The sequence below is a fragment of the Streptomyces mutabilis genome (assembly GCF_014649815.1).
Classification (GTDB): Bacteria; Actinomycetota; Actinomycetes; order Streptomycetales; family Streptomycetaceae; genus Streptomyces; species Streptomyces mutabilis.
In genome coordinates this window covers 68,018-94,902 of the sequence record NZ_BMTT01000013.1, presented here as the reverse complement: position 1 = coordinate 94,902, position 26,885 = coordinate 68,018, and the positions used below count along the sequence as shown (strand labels likewise).

The window sequence follows — 26,885 nt, the reverse complement described above, 5'->3', positions numbered from 1 at the left end:
GAACGGGCGGCCGCCCCTCCGACCGAGGGGCGGCCGCCCGTGCGCGTGCCCGGCGAGCCCACATAGCCCGTCAGGCGCCCCCGGACTGCCGCGCGGCCTGGTGGTCCCATCCCAGCGTCCGCAGTACGGCGGAGACGCGTGTGTACACCCCGGGACTGCCCGGGCGCCCGCAGCCGCTCCCCCAGGACACGAGTCCGATGAGTCTGCCCTGGGCGACCAGCGGCCCACCGCTGTCCCCCTGGCAGGAGTCGCGGCCACCGGCTTCCTCACCGGCGCAGAGCATGCTGCCCGCGAGATAGCGTCCGTCGTCGCTGCCCGGGTACGCCCGCTCGCACGACGCGTCGGTCAGTACTCGCACGCGTGCCGCCCGCAGGCTGTTTGCGTAGTCCCCCGCTCCCGAGGCGTCCCCCCATCCGTAGACGAGCGCTCTCGTGTCCGGCCGGTAGGCGGGGTCGCCTTCGGCCGCCATCCCTATGGCCGAGCCGGCGGGCAGGGCCTCGGACAGGGTGAGCACCGCGAAGTCGCCGGCGTTGCTGACGTCGTCGTGCGCCGGGTTCACCCAGACGTCGCGGACGGGGATCTCGCGGCCCTGATCGGAGACCAGGTCCGTGCGGCCGGCGATGACGCTCAGGTCCCGCACCCGCTCGGGCGGTGAGCCGAGAACGTCCTCGCCGAGACAGTGGGCCGCCGTGAGGACGGTGGTCCGTCCGACGGCCACTCCCCCGCAGAACTGTCCCGCTCGCGTACCTCCGAACCGGTCACGACTGGACAGGGCGACGGTCCAGGGACTGTCGGACACTTCGACCGGAAAGCCCCCGACGACGATGCTGTCGGCGGACGCGGGCGCAGCGGACGCGAGCGGTATCGCGGTCGCCGCGGCCGCCAGGACCAGCGGCCGGGCCAGCGCACGGGCAACGAGGCGACGCATGCAGACTCCTCACTCCTGGGTGGTCATGGAACACCCAGAGTGATCCAGCGCGGCGGACCGTGCACCCGCTGGTCAACGCGAAGGCCCGGTTCCCCACCTGGTGGAACCGGGCCTTGTCGCTCGTACGACCGCGATCTAGTCGAGGTAGTCGCGCAGCACCTGGGAACGCGACGGGTGACGCAGCTTCGACATCGTCTTCGACTCGATCTGGCGGATCCGCTCACGCGTGACGCCGTACACCTTGCCGATCTCATCGAGGGTCTTCGGCTGACCGTCGGTGAGACCGAAGCGCATGGAGACGACGCCCGCCTCGCGCTCGGACAGGGTGTCGAGAACGGAGTGCAGCTGCTCCTGCAGGAGTGTGAAGCTGACCGCGTCCGCCGGGACGACCGCCTCGGAGTCCTCGATGAGGTCACCGAACTCGCTGTCGCCGTCCTCGCCCAGCGGGGTGTGCAGCGAAATGGGCTCGCGGCCGTACTTCTGGACCTCGATGACCTTCTCCGGGGTCATGTCGAGCTCCTTGGCCAGCTCCTCCGGGGTGGGCTCGCGGCCCAGGTCCTGGAGCATCTGGCGCTGCACACGCGCAAGCTTGTTGATGACCTCGACCATGTGCACCGGGATGCGGATGGTGCGGGCCTGGTCGGCCATCGCGCGGGTGATCGCCTGACGGATCCACCAGGTGGCGTACGTGGAGAACTTGTAGCCCTTGGTGTAGTCGAACTTCTCGACCGCGCGGATCAGACCGAGGTTGCCCTCCTGGATGAGGTCCAGGAAGAGCATGCCGCGGCCGGTGTAGCGCTTGGCCAGGGAGACCACCAGGCGGAGATTGGCCTCCAGGAGGTGGTTCTTGGCGCGGCGGCCGTCCTCGGCGATGATCTCAAGCTCGCGCTTGAGCTTGGGGGCGAGCTTGTCGGAGTTCGCCAGCTTGTCCTCGGCGAACAGACCCGCCTCGATGCGCTTGGCGAGTTCGACTTCCTGCTCGGCGTTGAGCAGGGGAACCTTGCCGATCTGCTTGAGGTAGTCCTTGACCGGGTCGGCGGTGGCGCCGGCCGCGGCGACCTGCTGGGCGGGAGCGTCGTCCTCGTCCTCGTCGGACAGCACGAAGCCCGCGTTCTCGGTGCCCTCGGGCTCCTCCGTCGCGGCCTTGGGCTCCTCGATCGCCTCGTCCTCGAGGAGTTCGACGTCGTCCTTCTTGGCGGTGGTCTTCTTGGCCACCGCCTTCTTGGCGGTGGTCTTCTTGGCCGCCGCCTTCTTGGTGGTCGTCTTCTTGGCCGCCGCCTTCTTGGCGGGCGCCTCCACCTCGTCCTCGGCGACGGCACCGGCGCCGACGGCAGGCGCCGCCGGGGCAGCGGGCGCGGTGGCCTTCCTGCTGGTCACCGTCTTCGCCGCGACCGTCTTGGTGGCGGTCCGCTTGGCGGGACTCTTCGCTGCGACGCTCTTTCGGGTGCGCTTGGGCTCCGCGGCACTGACCATCAGCGTCACACCCTCTTCCTCGAGGATCTGGTTGAGGCTGCGCAGTACGTTCTTCCACTGAGTGGCCGGAATCTGGTCAGCTTCGAAGGCCCGACGCACGTCGTCGCCGGCGATCTGCCCCTCAGCCTTTCCCCGCTCAATGAGCGCCATGACAGAGACGGACTCGGCGATCTCCGGCGGGAGCGTACGGGATGTGCTGGCCGACACGAACAACCTCTCGGAACGTTGGAAAACGGCTTCCGGCCCCGTCCATGGCGGACAGGGGCCGACCGCCGGCTTGAATGGGCCGACGGCGCGGGCGGGGGCCGGGGAGTTGCACAGCGCCGTCAACGGCGTCCGTATTCCCTCCGCGGCTGTCACCTCTTAGGTCATCGCTTTGTTCCCACGAGCGTTACGCCCAATACGCGTGGCCCGAGTCACACCCCGTAAGCACCCAAAACTGGTCAGACGTGAGTAAAAAGAGTCACCGATGGACACCACCCGACCACGCCGGGAGGTTCAGCCTCTCATCGCACCGTCGGACCCCGTGGGATCACGACGGATTCCACGGGGTCCGACGATGGCGGCGAGCCGGCCGGCCACTGCCATAGGAGGGGTCTGGCGTGCCCGGCCCGCGCCGGTCCGGCGGGTCGCGGTCAGTGCTCGCGCGGGGCGGGCACCACACGCTCCACCTCGGGGTGCGTGGTCAGAAGTTGCCGCATGGCCGCCTCGGCCGCCGCTCCGTCCCCGGCGGCGAGGGCGTCGACGATCCGGCCGTGCTGCGCGAGGGACACGTCGTTCGGCCGGTCACAGCCCGTGACCGGACCGCCGGAGACGTGGAGGGCCGCGGAGACGATCCCGGAGAGGTGGTCCAGCATGCGGTTGCCCGCGATCTGGATGAGGAGCGCATGGAACTCCGCATCGGCACGTGAGAACGTGAGCGCGTCGCCCTGCTGCATGGCGTGGCCCATGATCCCGACCATGTCGGACAGGCGCTGCTGCACCTCCTCGCGCCCGTGCCCGGCGGCGAGGCGCGCGGCGAGTGGCTCGATCGTCGAGCGCAGCTCACTGAGCTCACGGCGCTGGTCGTCGCGCTGCGGCCCGAAGGCACGCCATTCGATGATGTCCGGGTCGAGCAGGTTCCAGTCACTGACGGGGCGCACGCGCGTGCCGACGTTCGGGCGGGCGCTGACCAGGCCCTTGGCCTCCAGGACGCGGAGGGACTCGCGCACGACGGTGCGGGACACCTCGAAACGCTGGCCGATCTCCTCGGGCACCAGCGGGCGGTCGGCACCCAGGTCACCCGAAACGATCATCTGTCCCAGCTGCTGGACGAGTTGTCCGTGCAGTCCGCGACCACGGCTGCCCGTGGCGCGCCGGCCCACGCGGCCCAGCTCGGGCTCCGCCCCTTCCCAGGCGGGTGCCCCGAGGCGGTCGACGGCGGGTGTCTCGGCGTAGGGGTAGCGGTCGAGTTCGCCCGGGTTCGTGAGGCCGGAGTCGGCGGAGCGGGCGGCGGTCATCATGGAGTGCGCAAGGGTAGTCACGCATCCTTTGTCGGCGCCGTTCCCAACTCCCTTGAGGTCTTTGGTGAAAAGCACACGAAAGGGTGATCGCTCACCCCGTCGCAATTGACGCCTTATCGGAAAGAAACGGGCTTTCCCCGGGGAGTTGCGCGCACGGTCGGACCCGAAGGGTACGGCGGATGTCATTGAGGCCTGCTGCGCACGGTCACGAGCAGGTATGCGCAGAGCAGGGCGGTCACCGACAACGTCAGTGCACTGCCGACGGGTTGGACGATCACGCGCAGCACCTCGGCCACGTAGCGCTCGCCCCCGAAGGGCCACGTCGTCAGAAGGAGCTCGCGCGTGCGCATGGAGAGTCCGGCGGCGGTCCGCACGGACGGGCCGTCCCAGATCCTCTGTACGAGCGGTACGACGAGCACGGGGACCGCCAGCACCGCGGCGAGCCCGGCCGTGGTGGACCGGAAGACCCCGGCGGCGAGCACACCCGCCCAACCGCACCCGACGACGAGGCCGAGCCAACCGGCGCCCAGCGCGGGCCAGTCCGCGGGGACGCCGACGAGCTCCCGTCCATAGAGGAGGTGGAGCACTTCGGCGTTGCAGCCCACGGTGAGAGCGGCCAGCACCAGCGCGGTGGCCGCTGAGACGAGCAGCTTCGCGGTCAGCAGCCCCAGGCGGCGGGGCACGGCGCCGCGGTCCGCCGCCAGGGCGGGGTGGCGGAACTCGTCGCCGGAGGCGAGCGCCCCGAGCAGGCCCGCGCCGAGTGCCGCGGGCGGCAACGGGAGCTCCTGCGGCCACGCGGCCAGCAGGCGCGGCTGCGGTGTGTGCCCGACGCGGGCCAGGACCACGGCGATGACCGCGGAGAGCAGGAGGACGACGGCGCCGGTGACGTAACCGGTCCTGATACCGGCCGCACGGCGGAGTTCGTAGCGGAGGGGTCGCAGTGGGCTTCGGGCGGCTCGGACGGAGACGGGGGGCGGCAGTGGGGATCGGGCCCGCCCGGTGAGGGCTGGGGTGGGGGTGAGGGAGGCGTGGCGACGCGGGGTTGCCCGGGGGCCAACGGGGGCGGTCCGGGTGGAGCGCGCTGCCGGCGCATGGGGGGCGTGGGGCACAGGGGCGTCGTCGGCTCGGTGCGGGGCGGGGCACGCCTGGCCGTTGTTTCCGGCGGATTCGCGGGCGCCGGCCGGATACGGGGTGGTCTCGGGCCCGGGCCGGAAACCGTCTCGGGTCGGCCGGGGGATGTCCGGCCGGGGCTCGGCAGCGGCCGGAGAGGACGCGGTGTCGGCGCCCGCCGACTGCGCCCCGGCGTCGGCGACTGCCGGCGACGCCCCGCCGGCCGAGGGGGGTGCTTCGGCAGCAGTCCCGGGCGTGGTCCCCTCGGGGGGCGGCTGCGGGGCATCGGCGCGGGGCAGCGCCTTCCCGAGGACGAGCCGGGCCCCGGGGTCGGCCGACGGCCCGGGGTCACCCGACGGCCGGGAAACGTCGCCGTGGGGTGGAGCGGGCGTGCTCCCGGCGTCCGCTTCCCCGTGCCTCCCGGCCTCCTGCCGCCGGACGGCGGGCTCCGTACCGGCTCCTGGTCCCATGTCGCCGACCTCGTCGGCCAGTTGGTGCACCAGGATGCTGTGCCGGAACGCGGTGTCACCGATGTCGGCGCACGTACTGCCGTACACCGCGAGGCGGTTGCCTCCCTCGCGCACGACCTCGACGGAACGACGGGCCGCGCGGGCCTCCTTGGTCAGCACGGCGGCGAGACGGGCGGCGTGCGGGGTGCGGACGGCGACTCGAGGGCGCAGCCGGGTGCGCGAGAAGTCCGCCGCTTCCTGGTCGGCGACGACTCTGCCCCGCTCCAGCGTCACGACGTGATCGGCGGTCCGTGCGGCCTCCTTGGGATCCGCCGTGCTGAACAGGACGGTCCCTCCTTGGGAAGCATGGGCGCGCAGTGTCGCGTACACCCAGTCGGCCTCCCGGGCGGCGAGGGTTCCGGCGGGGTCGTCGAGCACCAGGGTGTGCGGGTCGGGAAGCAGTGCGCAGGCCAGTCCGAGACGTCGGTCCATACCGCGGGAGAGGGTGCCCAGGCGTTCGTCGCGCAGGCTCACGAGGCCGACCGACTCGAGGACTTCGTCGGCGCGCCGGACCGGAGCCCCGGCCGCGGCGCAGAGCATGCGCAGATGGCCGCGAACCGTGCGGGCAGGGTGCCCCGGCACGTCCCCCAGCAGTACGCCGACCTCTCGCGCGGGGTGGGCGATGCGGTGCAGGGGGCGGCCTCTGAAGTGGGTGAGGCCGCGGCCGCGCTGGAGTTCGAGCATGAGTCTGAGCACCGTCGACTTGCCGGCGCCCGATGCTCCGAGCAGTGCGGTGACGCGGCCCGCACGTGCCTCGAAGGAGACGTCGTCGACGGCGGGCGGGAGCTCCTTGTGGGGGTTGCTGGTCAGTCCGAAGGCCTCGATCACCCGCAGCAAGATAGCGCGTCATATCCGATTTTTCGGGCATCCTACGGCTTGCCGGGCCCTGGGAGGACGGACCTCGTCGTTCCCTTGTTCGCCGTTCGCTCCGGGGTCCCGTCCCGCAGCGGCGTCACACCTCGGGACGCAGCATCGGGGGGTTGAGGAGAGTGGCGCCGCCGGCCCGGAAGAGCTGAGCGGGGCGGCCTCCCTGGCGGGTGGTCGTACCGCCGGTGGGGACGAGGAAGCCAGGGGTGCCCGTCACCTTGCGGTGGAAGTTGCGCGGGTCGAGCGCCACGCCCCAGACCGCCTCGTAGACGCGGCGCAGCTCGCCGACGGTGAACTCCGGCGGACAGAAGGCGGTGGCCAGCGACGAGTACTCGATCTTGGAGCGGGCTCGTTCCACGCCGTCCGCCAGGATGTGGGTGTGGTCGAAGGCGAGCGGCGCCGGCCCTTCGCCGTCACGTCCGTAACCGGCCTGCTCGAGCAGCTCCTCGACCGGCGCCCAACGTGCGTTGCTGGCGTCGCCGCCCGCCCGGGGCGCGGGCAGGTCCGGAGCGAGCGCGAGGTGGGCGACGCTCACCACCCGCATCCGGGGGTCCCGCTCGTGGTCACCGTACGTCGCGAGCTGCTCCAGGTGTGCACCGTTGTCCTGGGTGGGCGCGGCGGGGTCGTGGACGCACAGCCCCGTCTCCTCGGCCAGTTCCCGCGCCGCCGCCTGCGCCAGGTCCTCGTCGGCCCGCACGAAGCCGCCGGGCAGCGCCCAACGGCCCTGGAACGGCGGCTCGCCCCTGCGTACCGCCAGCGCGCACAGGGAGTGACGACGTACGGTCAGCACGACCAGGTCCACGGTGACGGCGAAGGGCGGAAAGGCTGACGGGTCGTAGGGCATGCGGCGATCATAGTCGTCTGCCTGACGATAAACACGCTGTTCACCGACCGCATCGACGGCCGGCCCGCCGCGGTCCGATCTCCTCGGCACCGGCTGCTCCCGGCCCCCGCGCGAGGGAGCGCCTTGCCTGGTCATGCTCCTAGTTGCAGCCCGTCGGCGGCCTCTTCGACCATGGCCAGGCCGCGTCGGCTGACCCTCACGGAAAAGGGCTTCCGCGCGACCCTCAGACCGGTCAGGCCGAGCTCCCCCAGGGGTGCACTGCGTACGGGGCGCAGGGTGACGGTCCCGGCCGGGGCGTCGGGGCGGATGCCCGCGAGTGCGGTCAGCATCAGTACGCCGGCGGCAGCCGCGGTGGCGGCGGGGCGGCAGGCCGCCGGGTGCGGCAGCGGAGCGTTCGTGTCCGCGCGCTGCTCCCCTGCGAACATCTCCGGCAAGCGGTGGCCGAACGCGTCGGCCGCGGCCAGTACGCCGCGCAGCAGTGAGCCTGCCTCCTTGTCGTGACCGGTAGCGGCCAGACCCGCCACCGCGATCGCCGTCTCGTGGACGTGGACCGCCCCGGCGCGGTGCCCGAAGGGGTTGTATCCCGCCTCCGCGGCCGCCAGGCCACGCAGCCCCCAGCCCGAGTCCATAACCGGGTTGCCCAGCAACCGGGCGAGTCGGCCGGTCCGGACCGGGTCGAGCAGGCCCGGTGCCACGGTGCCCCCGCCGAGCAGCCCGGTGTCGAGGAGGTGGACGGCGGCCGCGCTCAGACGCGGCACGAGGCGTCCGTCCGGGGATCGGGCCGCCGCGGGTCTCCCGCCCGCTGGGTCGTCGATCCAGAAGTCGCGCCGGAACGCGGTGCGCAGCCGCTGGGCCCACCGTCGCAGCCAGTCGCCGCCCGGTCTGCCGAAGTCGTCGAGCAGTTCGGCGCCGAGCAGGGCGGCACGATGGGCGTGCGCCTGGGTCTCGCAGCGGACGGGCCCTAGCGGGTGGGGGTCGGGTACATACGTGCCGTTGCCGACGGTGGTCCGCAGCCAGGCCAGGCACCGCTCGGCGGCCGGCAGCAGCTCCCGCGCCTCGTGTGCGCCGAGCCCCCAGCGGCGGGCTTCCGCCAGGAGAACGGGGAAAAGCAGGGTCGCCTCTGTGCCGGTACAGCCAGGCGGCAGGTGCGGGCCTGTGTCGCGCCCCGGTCCGGGGATCATGCCGGCCCTCGGCCCCGGGCCGGGCCGCTGGGTGCGGGCGAGCGCTCTCAGCGTGCCTGCGGCGAGCCGGGTGCCGAGGGGAAGCGTCATCCTGGCGGCGGCGAGAGCCTCGGCAGGGGCGGGACCGCAGCGCCAGGGGACACCGGCAGCTGGATGGACGTCGGTGGGATGTGCTGGATCGCGCACCAGAAGGGCTCTGAGATCCTCGATGCTGGTCCGTAGGAGAGCAGAGACCGCGGGGTCGTCGCCGGTGGCGTGTGCGGAGGCCAGCGGATCGGCCGCCGTGCGGCCCACCGCCCGGACCGGTCCCGCGCCGTCCGGCCGTACCCGCAGTTCGACGCTCGTGCTGCCGCCGGGGGGCAGGACGAACTCCCATCGCAGCAGTCCCGCGGAGGCCAGTGCCTCGGCGGGCGGCGGGTGTGCCGTGACCGTCGCGCTGCCGGTGGCGCGGGACCACCGCAGTCCGGAGTCATGAACGGTGGCCGGCAGGTCCGGCCCCGCTCCGCCCGCGGCGATCGCCCCGAGGTCGGCCAGGTCGGTACCGAGCGCCACCTCGACGGGCAGACGCAGCGGGCCGGCTGCCCAACTGCGCAGCGTGATCCGCTCCGTACCGTCGGCATGACGGATCCGCTCGATCATCACGTCCGGATCCGGTCCCGGCGCGGACGCCGTCCGAAGGGTGCCGACGAAGCGGGAGCCGTCGGCGCCGGTCATCCGGGCCTGGTTCGGCAGCGGTTCGCGTCCGGCCACGCGGAGGCGGCACCGGGACAGCAGGCGCCGGCCCGCGCGGTAGAACCCCTCCAGGCCCAAGCCGTTCAGCTGCCCCTGCTCCGTGGAGATCACGAGGCCGGGAAGGGCCACGCCGATCATGGTGCTGTGGGTGGGCGGCAGCTCCCCGGGCCTGTGCGGCTTCCCCGGCGACGTACGCCGAGCAGTGGTGCGGTGCACGGGAGAAGCCGCAGGACCGGTGTCCGTTCGCTCCGCACGCGTCCGCGAGGTCGAGACAGCCGACAGCTGTCCGAGTCGTCCCGCAGGTGGGCCGGGATTCCGCCCCGGCCCCGGGCCGTTCTTTCTGACCGGCACCGCAGGCCCCATGAGGGACGGCACGGGGGCGCTCCTCCGGCCGCCCGCACCGGGGTCCGTGACGGCGGATGAGGACGGGATCGGCTGGTGCATGGGAGGGCTCCTTCTGTGCTCGACGTCCGCTCGAGCGGTGCGTCGCCGTGTGGTGGTTCCGACCGGGCGGTGCGATGCCTCGGCCGGGTCGGGGCATTCCGCCACTCAGGTGAACGGGAGGGGTCACCTCCGGGTCACGGCCGGGAGCGGGCGCCGAGGAGGCACGGAGGCGGGCGATGCACCGGATCGCCTCGACCGTCACGGCGGCCCGTCCCCGAAAATCACGACGGCCAGCCCTCAAAGGCCACGGCGGCCGGTCCTCGACGGTCGGCCAGGGACCGAAACCACAGCCGAAGACCCACGGCGAGGGACGACGGCACCGCGACGACCGCACGGCGCTGACGACCTGCCGACTGGAGCCCGTCGGAGCGGCGGCGTGAAGCAGGTCCGCCGCGACGGCCGACGCCACCCGTCGGCCGATGTCGCCCTGGGCGACGTCCGGTGCGCCTCGGCGACCGCCGTCGCCCTGGAGACCTCCACTCGCCCGAAGACCACCTCGCTCCCGCAACCACCGTCGGCCCGGAGACCACCGTCGCCCCCGGCGACCACTGTTGGCCTGGTGACGTTCCACCGCCTTGGCGCCCTCAGAGTCGCTCGCCACCCCCTTCGGCCCTGCGGTCCCCCGTGCGCGCGCTTCCCGCGCGGGTTCCCGTCCGACCCGCGCCCGTCTCCTCCGAGGCCCGCGAACGCGTCCGGCCCGTCCTCGCGGAACCCGGACGATCACCCGCCACCGGAGTGCGAGGGCACCCGATCTTCGTGCCGGGCTCACGGCCCCGCGCCGCCCTCGCACGACGAGGCATTCCGTCGGCCGTCACCCCCGAGCGCGTGCGACGCCGTCGGGCGAGGGACGCCTGCGGTGCCGGGGAAGGGTCGGCCGGCTCGCGTTCCGCTGACCCGCCGGCTTGTTCCTCACCGTCGGGCGCGCCTCCCTCCACACCTTCACGGCCCTCGCGCTGCGTACGCAGACAGCGGCGGACCGACTCAGGGTCGAGGCCCTCGTTGCACGCCTGGTGCAGAAGCCTGGCGAAGAGGTAGTCGGGGTCTGCGCCGAGTGCCATGGCAAGGGCCTCACGGGCCTCCAGTTCGTCACCGGTGGACCAGGCGACCCATCCGGCGAGAGTCAGAGGTGCGGCCGCGTGTTCGCCGTACGATCCGACGCAGCGACGGGCGAGGGCCCGCCAGAGTCGTAGCGCGGGTGCCGCCTCGTCCCCCTCCATCCACGCCGCGGCGCGGTCACGGGTCGTACGGTCCTGGAGGCCGAGGATCATCGTCGCCGCCTCGTCGTGTCCGAGCAGTCGGTCGTCCCGCAGGTCCTCGGCGGCCATTCCGGACACGGGCCGGGCCTCCGCGAGGCGTCGCATCACCCGCTGTGCCAGATCCAGCGTCTCATCGGCCACAGCCGAGCGGCCGGTGTCGTCGAGGATCCGTGAGACCAGCGGCATGGCGACCGCGTCCAGGGCGGCCTCCTGCTCGAGGGCCACGTCGTTCTCACAGGGGAGGAGCCGTGCGCGCAGTTCGCCGAGCGTCCCACGCACCTGGATGCCTGCATACGTGGCCGCCGCGGCCAGCACGGACGTGCCCGGCAGCCCCATGGGAGTGCCTTCGGCCGGGCAGCAGGCCTGGTCGTCGCAGCAGTACGACCAGAAGCGCCCCGCCGAGACGCAGAGCGCCTCGACCACCGGGACGTCGAGGGCGCCGCACTCGACGCGCAGCTTCTGGGCCAGCGGCCTCAGTCGCTCCATCACGTCACGGCCGCTTTCGCCCGCTGCCGGTTCCTGGCAGAGGTAGGCCACCATCTGCTCGGGGCGGGCTCCGCGGCGTTCGCTGCCGGTCACCAGGCCGTGGACCAGCTGTCCGGCGGCGCAGTCCCAGTCGTCCGGGTTCGCTGGAATGCCGAGCCGGGCCCGGCCACCGAAACGGCCCCGCCCGTCGCGGTTGCGCAGGGCGACCAGGACGATGCTGTCCTCGGGGCGGTACCCGAGCAGATACGGCAGGGCGTCGGCCAGTTCGGCAGGGGTGCGCAGGGTGACCTGTGGTTCGTCGCAGGGATGGTCGTCCGGGAGGCGGGCTGCCCGGCCCGGCTGCTCGAATCCTTCGATGTCACCGTTCTCGGCGGGACCGGTCGTTTCGCTGTGGTTCGTCATGGCCCGACGATCTCGCGGATCGGGATGTTCCGCTTTGGCCTGTGGATAACTCTGATCAGGGACGCGTCACCCAGGTGCCCGGCGACCTCGCCTCCCTCCTCCCGCACGCCCGGCTGTCAGTCCCGTCCTGTTGTATGGAACGCATGGAGCACACGAGCAACGCGGATCTCCGGGCAGCCGCCGATGCGGTCCTCGCCCGCCTCGTCGGGGAGGTGCCCGGCGGCGCCCGGCTGCGGGACGACCAGTGGCGGGCGATCGAGGCGCTGGTCGCCGAACGGCGCAGGGCCTTGGTCGTTCAGCGAACGGGATGGGGCAAGTCCGCGGTCTACTTCGTGGCCACCGCCCTGCTGCGCGAGCGCGGCGCCGGCCCCACCGTGATCGTCTCCCCACTGCTCGCGCTGATGCGCAACCAGGTCGAGGCCGCGGCGCGGGCCGGTATCCGCGCCCGGACCATCAACTCCTCCAACACCGAGGAGTGGGAGGTGATCCAGGACGAGATCGCCGCCGGCGAGGTCGACGTGCTGCTGGTGAGTCCCGAGCGGCTCAACAACCCGGACTTCCGTGACCAGGTACTGCCCAAGCTCTCCGCCGCGACCGGACTGCTCGTGGTCGACGAGGCCCACTGCATCTCCGACTGGGGCCACGACTTCCGCCCGGACTACCGGCGGCTGCGCACGATGCTCACCGACCTCCCGCCCGGCGTGCCGGTGCTGGCCACCACGGCCACGGCCAACGCCCGGGTGACCGCCGACGTGGCGGAGCAGCTCGGCACCGGAGGCGCCTCGGACGCCCTGGTGCTGCGCGGCCCGCTGGACCGGGAGAGCCTGAGCCTCGGTGTGCTGCGGCTGTCCGACGCCGCGCACCGGATGGCCTGGCTCGCCGACCACCTCCACCGGCTCCCCGGCTCCGGGATCATCTACACGCTCACCGTGGCCGCCGCAGAGGAGGTCACCGCCTTCCTTCGGCACCGCGGCCACACCGTCGCCTCCTACACCGGCAAGACCGAGAACGCGGACCGGCAGCAGGCCGAGAACGACCTGCTGGCCAACCGGGTCAAGGCGCTGGTCGCCACGTCGGCACTGGGCATGGGCTTCGACAAGCCCGACCTGGGTTTCGTGGTGCACCTGGGCTCGCCGTCCTCGCCCATCGCGTACTACCAGCAGGTCGGCCGCGCCGGGCGCGGTGTCGAGCATGCCGAGGTGCTCCTCCTGCCGGGTAAGGAGGACGAGGCGATCTGGGAGTACTTCGCCTCGCTGGCCTTCCCGTCGGAGGACCTGGTGCGCCGCACCCTCGACATCCTCGCGCGGGCGGAGCGGCCGCTCTCGCTGCCGGCCCTGGAGCCACTGGTCGAGCTGCGCCGCTCCCGCCTGGAGACCATGCTCAAGGTCCTCGACGTGGACGGCGCGGTCAAGCGGGTCAAGGGCGGCTGGATCGCGACCGGGCAGCCGTGGACGTACGACTCCGAGCGGTACGACTGGGTGGCGCGGCAGCGGAAGGCCGAGCAGCAGGCGATGCGCGACTACGCCTCGACGAGCGAGTGCCGGATGGAGTTCCTGCAGCGCCAGTTGGACGATGATGGGGCCAAGCCCTGCGGCCACTGCGACAACTGCGCAGGGCCGCGCTTCACCGCGGACACCTCCACCGACAGCCTCGACGCCGCGCGGGTCGATCTCGGCCGGGCGGGCGTGGAGGTGGAGCCGCGACGCATGTGGCCGACCGGTCTGCCCGCGATCGGGGTCGACCTGAAGGGGCGCATCCCGGCCGGTGAACAGGCGGCGACGGGCCGGGCGTTGGGCCGGCTGTCCGACATCGGCTGGGGCAACCGGTTGCGACCGATGCTGTCGGCGCAGGCTCCGGACGGCCCGGTGCCGGACGATGTCGCACAGGCCGTCGTGACGGTACTGGCCGACTGGGCCAAGGGGCCGGGCGGCTGGGCTCCGGGCGCCCCCGAGGGCCGGCCCCGTCCCGCGGGGGTGGTGACGATCGCCTCGCGCTCCCGCCCTCAGTTGATCCACTCCCTGGGAGCGCGCATCGCCCAGGTCGGCCGGCTGCCGTTGCTCGGCTCGGTCGAGTACACGGGCGAGGCGCCCACGGCGCCCCGCAGTAACAGCGCGCAGCGGCTCAAGGCACTCGACGGCGCGCTGACGGTTCCGCCGGCGCTCGCCGCCACTCTCGCCGAGCTGAACGGCCCGGTCCTGCTCGTGGACGACTGCACCGAAACCGGCTGGACCCTCGCGGTGGCGGCGCGACTGCTGCGCCGCGCGGGCGCTCAGGAGGTGTTGCCACTGGTCCTGGCCGTGCAGGGGTGACACCCGGCCCCGGGCGCGCTTCTCGGGACCGAAGCCTCGCGCGGTTGCCCGTGGGGTGTCCCGTGCGTCACCCGGCTGCGCTCTGGGTAGGGATATAGGACGCGCATCACCCGATAACGGTCCCCGGTCCCAATTGCTCGTTGCCGCATTCAAGTTCGACAGTAAGAATCGAAGTCCGCTCCCCGCACGGCTCGTCCGTGATCCGGCAGGGCTTCACTGCGGTGCGCGCTCCCCCGAATCCGACCCCGCCCGCAATGTGGGCGCGTAGCCGAAGGGAGGAACGTGACCTTCGGATTCGCTCCGTCCTCGGCGGCATCCTTGTCGTCGTCCGCCGCAACCGCCACTCGCATGCTCGAACCGGCGGAGTGGGCCGCCGCCGGAATCCCGTTGCTGCGCGATCCGCGAGAGGTCGTCAGCGGACTCCATTCGCGGCACCGCCCGGGGCCGGCGACCGCGATCGTGGCCGTGCTCGATTCTGACGAACGACTGCGTGCCAGCGCGTCGTTCACCAGTCGTCGAGCAGCAGCCGACGGCTGGATGTTCCGCAACGCGCTGCTCGCCCAACTGCGCCGCGTCATCCCGCACGATCTGCGGCGCCGCACTCCGGTGCGCACCGCCGTGCTGCTCTACTGCCGTGAGGGCGACGCGCGTTGGACGGAGGAGGACGGTGCGTGGATGTGGGGCTTGCGGGACGCATGCACGCTGCACGGGCTGCGCTGCGGTGCCTACATCACGCTGACCCGGGACGGCTGGCAGGTGCTGGGCGAGGGCCGCGGCGGGCGCCGGCCCAACGCGGCGTCGGCCCCCGAGCCGTTCGCCACGTCTAGGGCACCGCTCCCGCCGCCGCGAACCGGCGGCGTCGCCTCGGACGTGCTGCGCCGCGCGGCGGCCCGCTGAGCCTCACGGGCAGAGTGCGTTCGAGCATCGCGCATGAAGTCCGGTGCGGCTTCAGGTTGGCGGGAGAACCCGACACGGCCCAGCGCGGCCCGAAGAGTCGCGGCCGCCAGGGCATGCCGGGACCCGCACCGTGCGGGGGCCGGTGGAGCGGCCCCCTGGCGCATCGGCGTCCGCCGCGCTCGGCCGAACGGCTCAGACGCCCGCACCCAGCACCGAGTTGATCCGCTGCGGGTCACCGCAGACGATCAACAGGGCACCGGCCCGGGCGTGCGCCGCGGACAGCGCGGTCGCGGCAGCGTCCTCGGGACCACCATTGAACGCCACCACGACTACCGGCCGCGACGCGGCACGGTCCGCGACGCCGGCGTCCGCGTAGAAGACGTCGTCGCCGGCGTCGTGCTGCGCCCAGTAGGCCGCATCGCCGAAGGAGAGTTCGTGGGCGGCCCACGGGTGCGGTTCACCGGTGGTGATCACCAACACGTCGCCGGGGGTACGGCCCGAGTCCAACAACAGGTCCACGGCCTCCTCGGCCGCGTCGAGCGCGCCTTCGGGGGAAGCCGGGATCAGCTGGATCTGCGGGGCGGCCGGAGCGGCCGGACCCGAAGGGCCGGGTTTGACCGCGGACGAGTCACGCGGCGCGCGCTGCGCCGGCGGAGCCGGCCGCGCGGGACCGGGACGACCGGGGCGCGGCGGCGCGGCGGGTCGGGGGCCGGGAACGGGGCGAGGGGTCGGCGCGGTGCGGCCGCTGGCCGGAGTGGCGCGGGGACCCTGGGCCTTCTCGTGAATCTGAGGCTCCTCGGGAATGAGAGGCATGGGCTGATATTTATCAAACGTTGGTGCGGCTCGCGTCGGCGGGTGGCACATGCCTGCGAGCGGAAGCGTCAGAAATCGAAGCCGAGCTGGCCCTCGATTTCCGGAACCCTTCCGTCCACCCAACTGCGGACCTTCTTGAGGTGCCGCCACTGGGGCAGCGCATCAAGATACGCCCACGACAAACGGTGGTGCGGGGTGGGCCCCCGCACCTCCAGTGCGGCCTTGTGCACCGGAGACGGGTATCCGACGTTGTCCGCAAAACCGAAGTCTGCATGGTCGATACCCAGTTCGGCCATCATTTTGTCGCGCTGGACCTTGGCGAGCACCGAGGCCGCCGCGACAGCGACGCAGGACTGGTCGCCCTTGATCACCGTACGGACCTTCCAAGGCGCCCCGAGATAGTCGTGCTTGCCGTCGAGGATGACGGCGTCGGGGCGGACCGGCAGGTCTTCCAGCGCACGCACCGCTGCCAGCCGAAGCGCCGCGGTCATCCCCAGGGCGTCGATCTCCTCCGGCGAGGCGTGCCCCAGGGCGTGAGACATCACCCAAGTCCGTAGCTCTTCGGCGAGTTCGGTGCGTCGCTTGACGGTGAGCAGCTTGGAGTCGGTGAGGCCCACCGGGGGGCGTCGCAAGCCGGTGATCGCGGCACAGACCGTGACTGGCCCGGCCCATGCGCCGCGCCCCACCTCGTCGACACCGGCAATGATCTTCGCTCCGGTCGTGGCGCGGAGAGAGCGCTCGACGGTGTGGGTAGGTGGTTCGTAGGGCATGACGCCCTTAGCCTACGCCGCCCAGCAGTCCGGGCGACACCCCGGTTCCCCGAACGGGAGGGGACCCGTCCACCCAGGACTCAGACGCCGTCGGGCTTCAGCAGCGGCACCATCATCTGGTCGATCATCTCCTCGATCTCCTGGTCCGCCCATTCGCTTCCACAAACCTTCGAGCGGTACATCATCATCGCCGGGATGGCATCAAAGACGTAAGCGTTCGCCGCGTCGCGTCGCACTTCGCCCCGCTCTATTCCACGGGTGATGACCTCGCGAAGCATCGCGAGGGTCGGCTCGATCACGCCCTTGAAGATCACCGCATGGAAGCGCTCCGCCTGCACGCTGTCGCATTCGTGAATGACTGAACGCAACGCGAATCCGGGGCGCGAGTACATCGCGTCGCGCGCCCTGCGGCAGAGTGCCAGCAGGTCGTCGCGAACGCTCCCCAGGTCGGGCACCGCGTCGAAGCGCGGCAGCCCCGACCGCAGCGCGTCCGCGACGAGGTCCTCCTTGGACGGCCAGCGGCGGTAGACCGCCGCCTTGCCGGTCTGGGCACCGGCGGCCACACCCTCCATCGTCAGACCGTTCCAGCCGACGGTACTGAGCTGCTCCAGTGCGGCGTCGAGGATCGCGCGTTCGAGGACCGCGCCACGCCGACGAGAGGAGGTCCGGGCGGAGGCGGCCACCCAGTGCGAAGCAACCATGTCGAGGGTCTCCAATGAGCGTGAACAGCGAGTTAGCGGGGACGAAAGGCGCGCCGGGCGGCCACAGGGGGGACGGACCGCACGACACTACCGGGCCTTCGGCGTCTTCGCGGCCGTGTCCGCGGGCGGTGGCGCCATCGGCCTGCTGGCGGGCGGCATGCTCACCGAGTGGCTCGACTGGCGCTGGGTGCTCTTCGTCAATGTGCCGATCGGCGTGCTGATCGCCGCGCTCACCCCGCTGTACATCAGTGAGTCCGAACGGCACTCCGGCCGCTTCGACATCGCGGGGGCGGTGACCTCGACGGCGGGTATGGCGTCCCTCGTCTACGGCTTCATCCGCGCCGCGGACGAGGGATGGCGGGACAGCGTGACCATCGGGTCCTTCGCTGCCGCAGTGGTGCTGCTGCTGGCCTTCGTGTTCATCGAGAGGCGGGCCAAGGAGCCGATCACTCCGCTGAAGATGTTCGCCGACCGCAACCGCTCCGGCACGTACGTGATCATGCTGAGCCTGGCCGCGGCGATGTTCGGCATGTTCTTCTACATCGTGCTGTTCGTCCAGAACGTGCTGGGCTACACCCCCATCGAAGCCGGTCTGGCCTTCCTGCCGGTCACGGTGGTGATCGCGCTGGGCGCGGGCCTGTCGCAGCGGTTCCTTCCGGTCTTCGGACCCAAGCCGTTCATGATCGTGGGCTCGGCGCTCGCCGCGATCGGCCTCGGCTGGCAGGCCCTCATCAGCTCCGACAGCTCCTACGTCGGCGGGATCCTGGGGCCGATGCTGATCTTCGGATTCGGCATGGGTCTGAACTTCGTGACGCTGACACTGACCGCGGTCTCGGGGGTCGCACAGCACGAGGCGGGCGCGGCGTCCGGTCTGCTCAACGCGATGCAGCAGGTGGGCGGATCGATCGGCCTCGCCATCCTGACGACGGTGTTCGGCACGGCCGGCAAGAACGAGGCGGAGAACCAGGTGCCGGACTTCCTCGCAAACGGCTCGGCGGAGCAGAAGGCGGAGTTCACCCAGACGCACCAGCTGCCGGCGCCTTGGGGGCACGACGTGCTGGCACAGGGTATCTCGGCGGCCTTTCATCCCGGCCGCGGCCATGGCGGTGCTGGCATTGGCCACGGCGTGGCTGGTGATCCGGGTACGCAAGAGCGACCTGGAGGCCCTGTCCGGCTCGGCCGGTCCGGGGGTCGGCTGACGGTCCGTTACCGGCGGCCGGGCGGGTCCCGTCGGCGGGTACCACGCATGCCCGCCGGTGCCCGACCGACCGGTGCCGCCCCGATCGACACCCCGTCACCCGCGTGCTCGACCGGGTGAGCAGCACCAACGACGGCAGCGCGACGAGCAGCATCCACAGCGCTTCCATGTCCCCGCCCCCCTCACGGCATCCCCGCCCCCGGCCGAGGCTCCCGCCCCCGCACAGCGGATGCCGTGACAGCGGGTGACAGTCACGGAGGGTTCCTGTCACACACGCAACGTGTGCTAAACCGACGTCGCCATCCACCCTGGCAGCGCCTCGACCCGCTCCGCCCAGTCCGCCGGCGGCGCGCCCGCTTCGCTCCCGGCGACCACCCCGCCCACGATGGCGCAGGTGGTGTCCACGTCCCCACCGACCTGGGCGGTCGTCCAGAAGGCGCGCTCGTAGTCCCCGAGGGCCCGCGCGGCCGACCAGAGGGCGAAGGGAACGGTGTCGTGGGCGGTGGTACGCCTGCCGCAGCCGAGCACGGCGGCTACGGTCGCGGCGTCGTCGTAGTCGAGCATGTCCCGGGCACGTCGCAGCCCGGCGCCGACCGCGCTCTTCGGTACCAGCGTGATCACGCCGTCCAGGAGCGCGTGCGCGGTGGGCGGTCCGCCAGGGTCCGCGGCCAGCGCGGCGGCAGCGGCGACCGCCATGGCGCCGACCACCGCCTCGCGGTGCTGATGCGTGGGATAGGCGGAGATCTCCGCCTGGTGGGTGGCCTGCTCCGGGTCGTCCGCGTACCAGGCGCCCAACGGCGCGATGCGCATCGCCGCGCCGTTGCCCCAGGACCCCTGGCCGTTGAACAGCGCGGCGGCGAGCTCGCGCCAGTCGCCGCCTTCCCGGACCAGTCGCAGCAGCCGGTTGACCGCGGGACCGTAACCGCGGTCGAAGTCGTGGTGGTGGGCGAAGGAGAGCGCCAGCGCATCCTGGTCGATGCGGTGGTGGGTGGCGAGGACGGAGACCACGGAACAGGCCATCTCCGTGTCGTCCGTCCACTGCCAGGTGCCGGGCGGCAGTCCGCAGCTCTTGAGCAGCGGGTAGTTCGCGGGCACGAAGAACTGTGAGCCCAGCGCGTCCCCGACCGACAGTCCGCGCAGACTGGAAAGGGCCCGGCCCAGGCGCCCGTCAGGAGATGAAAGATCGGTCATCGTCCGGCCACCCTATCCGGTGATCCCGTACGGTTCCGGTTCTCGCCAGCGTTCGAAAGGCCGGTCAAGGCGGTACTTGCCGTCCTCGCCGAGAACGAGCATCCGCATCTCGCCGTTCCCGGGGTTCGACAGCGACTCGAACTCCGCTACCGTCCAGTGGAACCACCGCATGCAGAACAGCCGCATGGCCAGACCGTGGGTGACCAGGAGCACGTTCGGCGGATGGTCGGGGTCCTCGAAACTGCGGAACAGACTCTCCAGGAAGCCACCGACCCGGTCGTACACGTCGGCACCGGACTCGCCCTGGGCGAAACGGTAGAAGAAGTGGCCGTAGGCGTCCCGGTAGGCCTTCTGCAGCCGCACGTCGTCGCGGTCCTGCCAGTTGCCCCAGTCCTGCTCACGCAGCCGGGGCTCCTCCCTGATCCGTATCAGCCCGGGGTCGAGGTTGAAGGCCTGCAGCGTCTCGTGCGTACGGCGGTACGGGGAGACGTACACGCTGACAGGCTCACTGCCGAACACCTCGCGCAGCGCCTTTCCGGTCTCCTCCGCCTGCGCCCGGCCCTGCTCGGTGAGCGCGAGGGCGTGGTCGGGTTCTCGCTCGTACACGGTGTCATCGACGTTTCCGGTCGACTCGCCGTGCCGGACTAGAACGATGCGCCGTGGTCGTGCCATGCCAGAACCCTAGATCGAGACGGGCGGAACCAAGCACTCGAAGTGGCCCATTACGGCGTACCTCACACAGTTTCCACACCGCTGCCGTCACGCGGGTCGCGACGTCGCCACATGCGGCCGGTCGGGGCCTCAGACGGTCCAGGAGGGCTCCAACTGCACGACGTCCCCCGTCAGCGCCGCGATGTCGGCTTCCGTCTGGGCACGCAGGGCAAGCCGCTCCACCCGCTCGGTGCGGTACTTGCCGTGCTCGGCGGCCGACCGCCACATCGACAGCACCAGGTACTCGTTCCCCGGCGCCTCGCCGAACAGCCCGCGGACCATGCCGGGCGAGCCGGCCATCGCCGGGTTCCAGACCTTCTCCTGCATGAGGACGTAGTGCTCGGCCCGCTCCTCGTGCACGCGGCACAGCGCCACCCGCAGCAGGTCGGCGTCCGTGAAGCGGGGTTCGAAGCCGGTTTTCACGTCGAAGCGGTAGTCGAAGAGCCTGACCTGCGCGTCCTTGAAGGTGCCCGCCTGGGCCGAGGCGAGCCGGTCGTGGGAGCGGGCCATGAAGGAGTCGTAGAAGGCACGGCTCTCCCAGAAGGCGAAGACGTGCGCCACGTCCGGCCGCCCCCGGCTCCAGCCACCTCCCTGCCCCCGAAAACCCGGCTCCCCCGGAAGCCCCGCCCACTTTCGCTGCCCCCGCTCGAACCCCCGGCGGTCCACCACGGTGCAGCGAATCCACTTGACCAGCACCGCGCCATCGTAAGGCCAGGAACGCGGCACCGGTCACTCTCCGGCGCACCGCTCGCCCGCCCCGGCCTCGCTGTGCGTGGCAGGATGGACAACCGGCCGTCATCGCTCGGCAGTTGAGGTGGCCGGGCAGGGGCGGGGGATCAGGGAAGGGGAAGTCTGTGAACGGCCTCAGCAAAGGCATGGACAAGGTCGAGGTCGCGCTGCGGTGGGATCCGAACCCGGCAGGGCAGCCACCCGCCGACCTGGACGTCGTCGCCGGGACCTACTCGGCCGAGGACCCGTACGGTGCTCCCGCCTACGTGGTGCACCACGACAGCCGCTCTCCCGACGGCACGATCTATCTCGACCGGGACAGCCAGGACGGCAAGGGCTTCGGCTTCGACGAGGTCATGACCCTGGAGCTGGAGCGGCTCGACGCGCGGTACGCGCGCGTGGTGGTCGGGGTCGCGATCCAGCAGCGCACCGAGGACCGGACTTTCGGTGACGTGACCAACCCGGGCCTGCGCATCCGGGAGGGATACACCGACCTGGCCACGGACGACTTCGGCGGAGTCCTGTCGGCGACCGCCGCGACGGTCGCGGAGTTCGTGCGGGACGAGACGGGGGCGTGGGAGTTCCGGGCCGGCGTGCACGGCTTCGAGGGCGACCCCGCAGCCTTCGCCGCCACCATGGGCGCGGTGCGCCGGTCCTGACGGCACTGTGCATGAGTAAGGGGCGGACACCTGGGTGGCCGCCCCTTGCTCATCGAGCTCTACAGGTCAGCTGCAGCCACTCGTCGAGCCGCAGCCCTCGCAGATGTAGCAGGAACCGGCGCGCTGCATCTTCGTGCCGCAGGAGAAGCACAGCGGGGCGTCGGCCTGGATGCCCAGCTGCATCTCCACCAGCTCGGCGCTGGTGTGCGCCTGCTGCGGAGCGGGCTTGGCCGCCTCGACCTCGGCCTTCGGCGTGGCGACGGCCTTCAGTTCCTGGGCGCGCGGCGCCGACTGGGCCAGGCCCTCGACGTCGAGCTCGTCGTCGGAGGGCTCGTACGAACCGGTCTCCAGGTGACGCTGGCGCTCCTCGGCGGAGTGGATGCCGAGCGCGGAGCGCGTCTCGAAGGGCAGGAAGTCCAGCGCCAGGCGGCGGAAGATGTAGTCGACGATCGACTGCGCCATCCGCACGTCCGGGTCGTCGGTCATGCCGGCCGGCTCGAAGCGCATGTTGGTGAACTTCGAGACGTACGTTTCCAGCGGCACGCCGTACTGGAGGCCGACGGAGACCGCGATGGAGAAGGCGTCCATCATGCCCGCGAGTGTCGAGCCCTGCTTGGACATCTTCAGGAAGACCTCGCCGAGACCGTCGTCCGGGTAGGAGTTGGCGGTCATGTAGCCCTCGGCGCCGCCGACGGTGAAGGAGGTGGTGATGCCGGGACGGCCCTTCGGGAGGCGCTTGCGGACCGGGCGGTACTCGACGACCTTCTCGACCGTCTCGCGGATCGTCGCCTCGGTCTTCTCGGTGATCTCCGCCTTCTCCTTCTCCTTGGTCTTCGCGGAGAGGGGCTGGCCGACCTTGCAGTTGTCGCGGTAGATGGCGAGCGCCTTGACGCCCATCTTCCATGCCTCGAAGTAGACCTCTTCGACGTCCTCCACGGTCGCCGACTCCGGCAGGTTGACCGTCTTGGAGAGGGCGCCGGAGATCCACGGCTGGATGGCGGCCATCATGCGGACGTGGCCCATCGCGGAGATGGAACGCTCGCCCATGGCGCAGTCGAAGACCTCGTAGTGCTCCTGCTTGAGGCCGGGGGCGTCGATCACATTGCCGTGCTCGGCGATGTGGGCGACGATCGCCTCGATCTGCTCCTCCTGGTAGCCCAGGCGACGCAGGGCCTGCGGGACGGTGCCGTTGACGATCTGCATCGAACCGCCGCCGACCAGCTTCTTGAACTTGACCAGGGCGAGGTCGGGCTCGAGGCCGGTGGTGTCGCAGGACATCGCCAGACCGATGGTGCCGGTCGGGGCGATGACGGACGCCTGGGAGTTGCGGAAGCCGTTCTTCTCGCCGAGGCGCAGCACGTCCTGCCAGGCCTCGGTGGCGGCGGCCCAGATCGGCGTGTCCAGGTCGTCCATGCGGACGGCCTCGGCGTTGGCGTCCGAGTGCTGCTTCATGACCCGCAGGTGCGGCTGGGCGTTGCGGGCGTAGCCGTCGTACGGGCCGACGATCGCGGCGAGCTCGGCGGAGCGCCGGTAGGACGTACCGGTCATTAGGGAGGTGATAGCACCGGCCAGGGCGCGGCCGCCGTCGGAGTCGTACGCGTGGCCGGTCGCCATCAGCAGGGCGCCGAGGTTGGCGTAGCCGATGCCGAGCTGGCGGAAGGCGCGGGTGTTCTCACCGATCTTCTGGGTCGGGAAGTCCGCGAAGCAGATGGAGATGTCCATCGCGGTGATGACCAGCTCGACGACCTTCGAGAAGCGCTCGACGTCGAAGGACTGGTTGCCCTTGCCGTCGTCCTTGAGGAACTTCATCAGGTTCAGCGAGGCGAGGTTGCAGGACGTGTTGTCCAGGTGCATGTACTCGCTGCAAGGGTTCGAGCCGTTGATGCGGCCGGACTCCGGGCAGGTGTGCCAGTGGTTGATCGTGTCGTCGTACTGGATGCCCGGGTCGGCGCAGGCCCAGGCGGCCTCGGCCATCTTGCGGAAGAGGGACTTGGCGTCGACCTCCTCGATGACCTCACCGGTCATACGGGAGGTCAGGCCGAACTTGCCGCCGTCCTGCACGGCCTTCATGAACGTGTCGTTCACGCGGACCGAGTTGTTGGCATTCTGGTACTGGACGGACGTGATGTCGTCGCCGCCCAGGTCCATGTCGAAGCCCGCGTCGCGCAGGGCGCGGATCTTCTCCTCTTCCTTGACCTTGGTCTGGATGAAGTCCTCGATGTCGGGGTGGTCGACGTCGAGGATGACCATCTTGGCGGCGCGGCGGGTGGCGCCGCCCGACTTGATGGTGCCGGCGGAGGCGTCGGCGCCGCGCATGAAGGAGACCGGGCCGGAGGCGTTGCCGCCGGAGGAGAGCAGCTCCTTGGAGGAGCGGATGCGGGAGAGGTTCAGGCCGGCGCCCGAACCGCCCTTGAAGATCATGCCCTCTTCCTTGTACCAGTCGAGGATCGACTCCATGGAGTCGTCGACGGACAGGATGAAGCAGGCGGACACCTGCTGCGGCTGGGGCGTGCCGACGTTGAACCAGACGGGGCTGTTGAAGCTGAAGATCTGGTGCAGGAGGGCATACGCCAGCTCGTGCTCGAAGATCTCGGCGTCGGCGGGCGAGGCGAAGTACTTGTGGTCCTCACCGGCCTTCCGGTACGTCTTCACGATGCGGTCGATGAGCTGCTTCAGGCTCACCTCGCGCTGCGGGGTGCCGACGGCGCCCCGGAAGTACTTGCTGGTGACGATGTTGACCGCGTTCACCGACCAGAATTCGGGGAACTCGACGCCACGCTGCTCGAAGTTGACCGAGCCGTCCCGCCAGTTGGTCATGACGACGTCACGACGCTCCCAGGCCACCTCGTCGTAGGGGTGGACGCCGGGAGTGGTGTGGACGCGCTCGATGCGGAGTCCCTTGCCCGCCTTGGTGCCCTTGGCGCGGGAACTCCGTGCCGGACCGCTCGCCGTCTCTGTCATGCCGCCTCCCATGTACGGGCGAAAACGCCCTGAAGTGCCCCGTTTGTTCCCGTGGCACGGTGTTCTGTCTGGTGTTGCGGGCATCGCTGCTCATCGCGCCCGCAACAGGTCTTTCTTTCTCTCGCCGCCGACCGGCCGGGCCCGGGCGCCGAAGTCCGGGTCCGGCCCGCCGGTCAGTCGGCGGCGCCTGCGGGCTCGGGGACCTGTGCCGTCCCGGTGGACCCGCGGTCGTTCTCCTGGCTCCCCGCGCCGGCGCCGTCGCCGTCCGCACCGGGACGCCCCGTCGCCTCCCTGAGCTCCGCGATCGCGGCCTCGAAGTCCTCGAGCGAGTCGAACGCCCGGTAGACGGAGGCGAATCGCAGATAGGCGACCAGATCGAGTTCCTGCAACGGGCCGAGGATGGCCAGCCCCACGTCGTGGGTGGTCAGCTCGGCGCTCCCGGTGGCCCGCACCGCCTCCTCGACCCACTGGCCGAGCTGCGCGAGCGCGTCCTCGGTGACGGGTCGCCCCTGACATGCCTTGCGCACACCGTTGATGACCTTGGTGCGGCTGAACGGTTCGGTGACTCCGGACCGCTTCACCACCATGAGCGAGCACGTCTCCACGGTCGTGAAACGACGGGAGCAGTCGGGACACTGGCGGCGCCTGCGGATCGACATGCCGTCGTCGGTCGTACGGCTGTCGACGACACGGCTGTCGGGGTGCCTGCAGAAGGGGCAGTGCATGTACTCCGAACCCTCCTCACAGCAGACTCAATAGCCACAAGAGGCCCTTCAGGCCCCTCGAAGCAGTCACCAGCATAGGCGATCGCAGCGGGCCCGAAGACCCGGGGGACCACAACTTGTGGGCTGCTACGGCAATCCAACCACTAGATGTGGGGATTGGCTCATACATCCACGTCCTGCACGCGTGTCGCGACGGTCTGTACCGTCTCCGTACGGACCGCGGGATCCTCGACGGTCGCGCGCACACGCACAGTCCCACCCGGCACACGCACGGCCGTATCGCCCGGGGCATGCGGAGATAGCGTGGCCGCCACGGGGAGGGGACGTGGGACTACCGCACAGATGGAGGAACCCACCCCGTCGAACGGGATGCCGGATGGCAGACTGGAGCGACATCCCCGAGGTTGTCACCACGGCGGTGAAGAGTACAGCAATGAGCACTTTTGTCCGCCGGGCGCCACGGTAGCCATACACCCAGACAAGCGATTCGGGCGAGCGATTCGCGTTTTTTCACTCGAACGTGTGTTTGGCGCAACCTTTCGAAAGCTACTACCGTTGGGCAGCAGGGAGACCATCGAGAGGGGCCGACGTGACCACCACCGCCGACAGTGCCACCATCACTGCCCAGGACCGCCCCCAGGGCCGACCTGAGCCGATGCACGCGATGAGCGACGCCGCGACTCCAGAGGGGCACAAGCGCTCCCTGCCGGGCCGACCTCCCGGCATCCGGGCGGACAGCTCGGGACTGACCGACCGCCAGCGCCGGGTGATCGAAGTCATCCGGGACTCCGTGCAGCGGCGCGGCTACCCGCCGTCGATGCGGGAGATCGGTCAGGCCGTCGGTCTTTCCAGCACCTCCTCCGTCGCACACCAGCTGATGGCACTCGAACGCAAGGGCTTCCTGCGCCGCGACCCGCACCGCCCGCGCGCCTACGAGGTGCGCGGCTCCGACCAGGCCGCCTCCGTGCAGCCCACGGACACCGCCGGCAAGCCCGCCGCGTCGTACGTCCCGCTCGTCGGGCGTATCGCCGCCGGTGGCCCGATCCTCGCCGAGGAGTCCGTCGAGGACGTCTTTCCCCTGCCCCGGCAGCTGGTCGGTGACGGCGAGCTGTTTGTCCTCAAGGTCGTCGGTGACTCGATGATCGAGGCCGCCATCTGCGACGGCGACTGGGTCACGGTGCGCCGCCAGCCGGTCGCCGAGAACGGCGACATCGTGGCCGCGATGCTCGACGGCGAAGCCACCGTCAAGCGCTTCAAGCGCGAGGACGGCCACGTCTGGCTCCTCCCGCACAACGCGGCGTACGAGCCGATCCCCGGTGACGACGCGACCATCCTCGGCAAGGTGGTGGCCGTGCTGCGCCGCGTCTGAGCGCCACGGCAGGCGGGTGCGCGACGTCAGCACCCCGCCGACCCGACCGGGCCCCGGAACCTCTGCGCCGGTTCCGGGGCCCCGCGCTGTGCGGGCTAGCCCGGCCTCTCGCCCCTCT

Annotated in this window: 19 protein-coding genes and 1 pseudogene; 5 read left to right on the top strand and 15 right to left on the bottom strand. The window is 71.2% G+C overall.

What is annotated here, in order from left to right; translation table 11 throughout:
- Positions 1-70: 70 nt before the first annotated feature.
- The 7 genes from IE142_RS24505 to IE142_RS24475 all read right to left on the bottom strand — a co-directional run bounded on the left by IE142_RS24505 (position 71) and on the right by IE142_RS24475 (position 11,734).
- On the bottom strand, positions 71-928 hold the full coding sequence (locus IE142_RS24505; protein ID WP_191887765.1) for a S1 family peptidase: 858 nt from the start codon (positions 926-928) through the stop codon (positions 71-73).
- Positions 929-1,063: 135 nt separating this feature from the next.
- Positions 1,064-2,608, bottom strand: coding sequence for an RNA polymerase sigma factor (locus IE142_RS24500; protein WP_191887764.1), 1,545 nt, complete (start codon positions 2,606-2,608; stop codon positions 1,064-1,066).
- A 428-nt stretch (positions 2,609-3,036) separates the two neighbouring features.
- On the bottom strand, positions 3,037-3,924 hold the full coding sequence (gene whiH / locus IE142_RS24495; protein WP_191887763.1) for a sporulation transcriptional regulator WhiH: 888 nt from the start codon (positions 3,922-3,924) through the stop codon (positions 3,037-3,039).
- A gap of 161 nt (positions 3,925-4,085) precedes the next feature.
- Positions 4,086-6,350 carry an ABC transporter ATP-binding protein gene (locus tag IE142_RS24490; RefSeq protein ID WP_191887762.1) on the bottom strand — a complete coding sequence of 755 codons (2,265 nt, stop codon included), beginning with the start codon at positions 6,348-6,350 and terminating at the stop codon, positions 4,086-4,088.
- Between the two features lie 124 nt (positions 6,351-6,474).
- Positions 6,475-7,233: an NUDIX hydrolase gene (locus IE142_RS24485; protein WP_191887761.1), complete on the bottom strand. Its 759-nt coding sequence runs from the start codon at positions 7,231-7,233 to the stop codon at positions 6,475-6,477.
- A gap of 131 nt (positions 7,234-7,364) precedes the next feature.
- The gene (locus IE142_RS24480; RefSeq protein ID WP_191887760.1) at positions 7,365-9,284 is read right to left on the bottom strand and encodes a glycogen debranching N-terminal domain-containing protein; all 1,920 of its coding nucleotides are present in this window, start codon (positions 9,282-9,284) and stop codon (positions 7,365-7,367) included.
- Positions 9,285-10,174: 890 nt separating this feature from the next.
- Positions 10,175-11,734: a DUF4192 domain-containing protein gene (locus IE142_RS24475; RefSeq protein ID WP_191887759.1), complete on the bottom strand. Its 1,560-nt coding sequence runs from the start codon at positions 11,732-11,734 to the stop codon at positions 10,175-10,177.
- A 143-nt stretch (positions 11,735-11,877) separates the two neighbouring features.
- Between IE142_RS24475 and IE142_RS24470 the strand changes: the two genes are divergently transcribed.
- Positions 11,878-14,043, top strand: a complete 2,166-nt coding sequence (locus IE142_RS24470) for a RecQ family ATP-dependent DNA helicase (RefSeq protein WP_191887758.1) — start codon at positions 11,878-11,880, stop codon at positions 14,041-14,043.
- 282 nt (positions 14,044-14,325) lie between these two features.
- Positions 14,326-14,940 carry a hypothetical protein gene (locus IE142_RS24465; protein ID WP_191887757.1) on the top strand — a complete coding sequence of 205 codons (615 nt, stop codon included), beginning with the start codon at positions 14,326-14,328 and terminating at the stop codon, positions 14,938-14,940.
- A 192-nt stretch (positions 14,941-15,132) separates the two neighbouring features.
- On the opposite strand, the gene IE142_RS24460 is transcribed toward IE142_RS24465, so the two are convergent.
- The 3 genes from IE142_RS24460 to IE142_RS24450 all read right to left on the bottom strand — a co-directional run bounded on the left by IE142_RS24460 (position 15,133) and on the right by IE142_RS24450 (position 17,224).
- Complete coding sequence (locus IE142_RS24460) at positions 15,133-15,753, bottom strand: hypothetical protein (RefSeq protein ID WP_043379059.1); 621 nt, start codon at positions 15,751-15,753, stop codon at positions 15,133-15,135.
- Between the two features lie 68 nt (positions 15,754-15,821).
- Entirely contained in the window at positions 15,822-16,523 is a 702-nt protein-coding gene (gene rnhB, locus IE142_RS24455) for a ribonuclease HII (protein ID WP_191887756.1), read from the bottom strand.
- 80 nt (positions 16,524-16,603) lie between these two features.
- Positions 16,604-17,224 (bottom strand): TetR/AcrR family transcriptional regulator, encoded by a 621-nt coding sequence (locus tag IE142_RS24450; protein WP_191887755.1) that lies wholly within the window; start codon positions 17,222-17,224, stop codon positions 16,604-16,606.
- A gap of 91 nt (positions 17,225-17,315) precedes the next feature.
- Here IE142_RS24450 and IE142_RS24445 point away from each other — a divergent pair.
- Positions 17,316-18,423: pseudogene (locus IE142_RS24445) on the top strand (MFS transporter); the annotation flags it as partial.
- A 284-nt stretch (positions 18,424-18,707) separates the two neighbouring features.
- Here the strand turns inward: IE142_RS24445 and IE142_RS24440 are convergent.
- From IE142_RS24440 to IE142_RS24430, 3 genes are all read right to left on the bottom strand, one after another.
- Entirely contained in the window at positions 18,708-19,613 is a 906-nt protein-coding gene (locus tag IE142_RS24440) for an ADP-ribosylglycohydrolase family protein (RefSeq protein WP_191887754.1), read from the bottom strand.
- Positions 19,614-19,625: 12 nt separating this feature from the next.
- Positions 19,626-20,285: a histidine phosphatase family protein gene (locus IE142_RS24435; protein WP_191887753.1), complete on the bottom strand. Its 660-nt coding sequence runs from the start codon at positions 20,283-20,285 to the stop codon at positions 19,626-19,628.
- 129 nt (positions 20,286-20,414) lie between these two features.
- Positions 20,415-21,020 (bottom strand): YdbC family protein, encoded by a 606-nt coding sequence (locus IE142_RS24430; protein WP_043379078.1) that lies wholly within the window; start codon positions 21,018-21,020, stop codon positions 20,415-20,417.
- Between the two features lie 158 nt (positions 21,021-21,178).
- Between IE142_RS24430 and IE142_RS24425 the strand changes: the two genes are divergently transcribed.
- Positions 21,179-21,712, top strand: a complete 534-nt coding sequence (locus IE142_RS24425) for a TerD family protein (protein ID WP_191887752.1) — start codon at positions 21,179-21,181, stop codon at positions 21,710-21,712.
- Positions 21,713-21,778: 66 nt separating this feature from the next.
- On the opposite strand, the gene IE142_RS24420 is transcribed toward IE142_RS24425, so the two are convergent.
- Positions 21,779-24,673, bottom strand: coding sequence for a vitamin B12-dependent ribonucleotide reductase (locus tag IE142_RS24420; protein ID WP_043383109.1), 2,895 nt, complete (start codon positions 24,671-24,673; stop codon positions 21,779-21,781).
- Between the two features lie 173 nt (positions 24,674-24,846).
- Positions 24,847-25,398, bottom strand: a complete 552-nt coding sequence (gene nrdR / locus IE142_RS24415) for a transcriptional regulator NrdR (RefSeq protein ID WP_191887751.1) — start codon at positions 25,396-25,398, stop codon at positions 24,847-24,849.
- 589 nt (positions 25,399-25,987) lie between these two features.
- Here nrdR and lexA point away from each other — a divergent pair.
- Positions 25,988-26,767, top strand: a complete 780-nt coding sequence (gene lexA / locus IE142_RS24410; protein ID WP_191887750.1) for a transcriptional repressor LexA — start codon at positions 25,988-25,990, stop codon at positions 26,765-26,767.
- Positions 26,768-26,885: the final 118 nt, after the last annotated feature.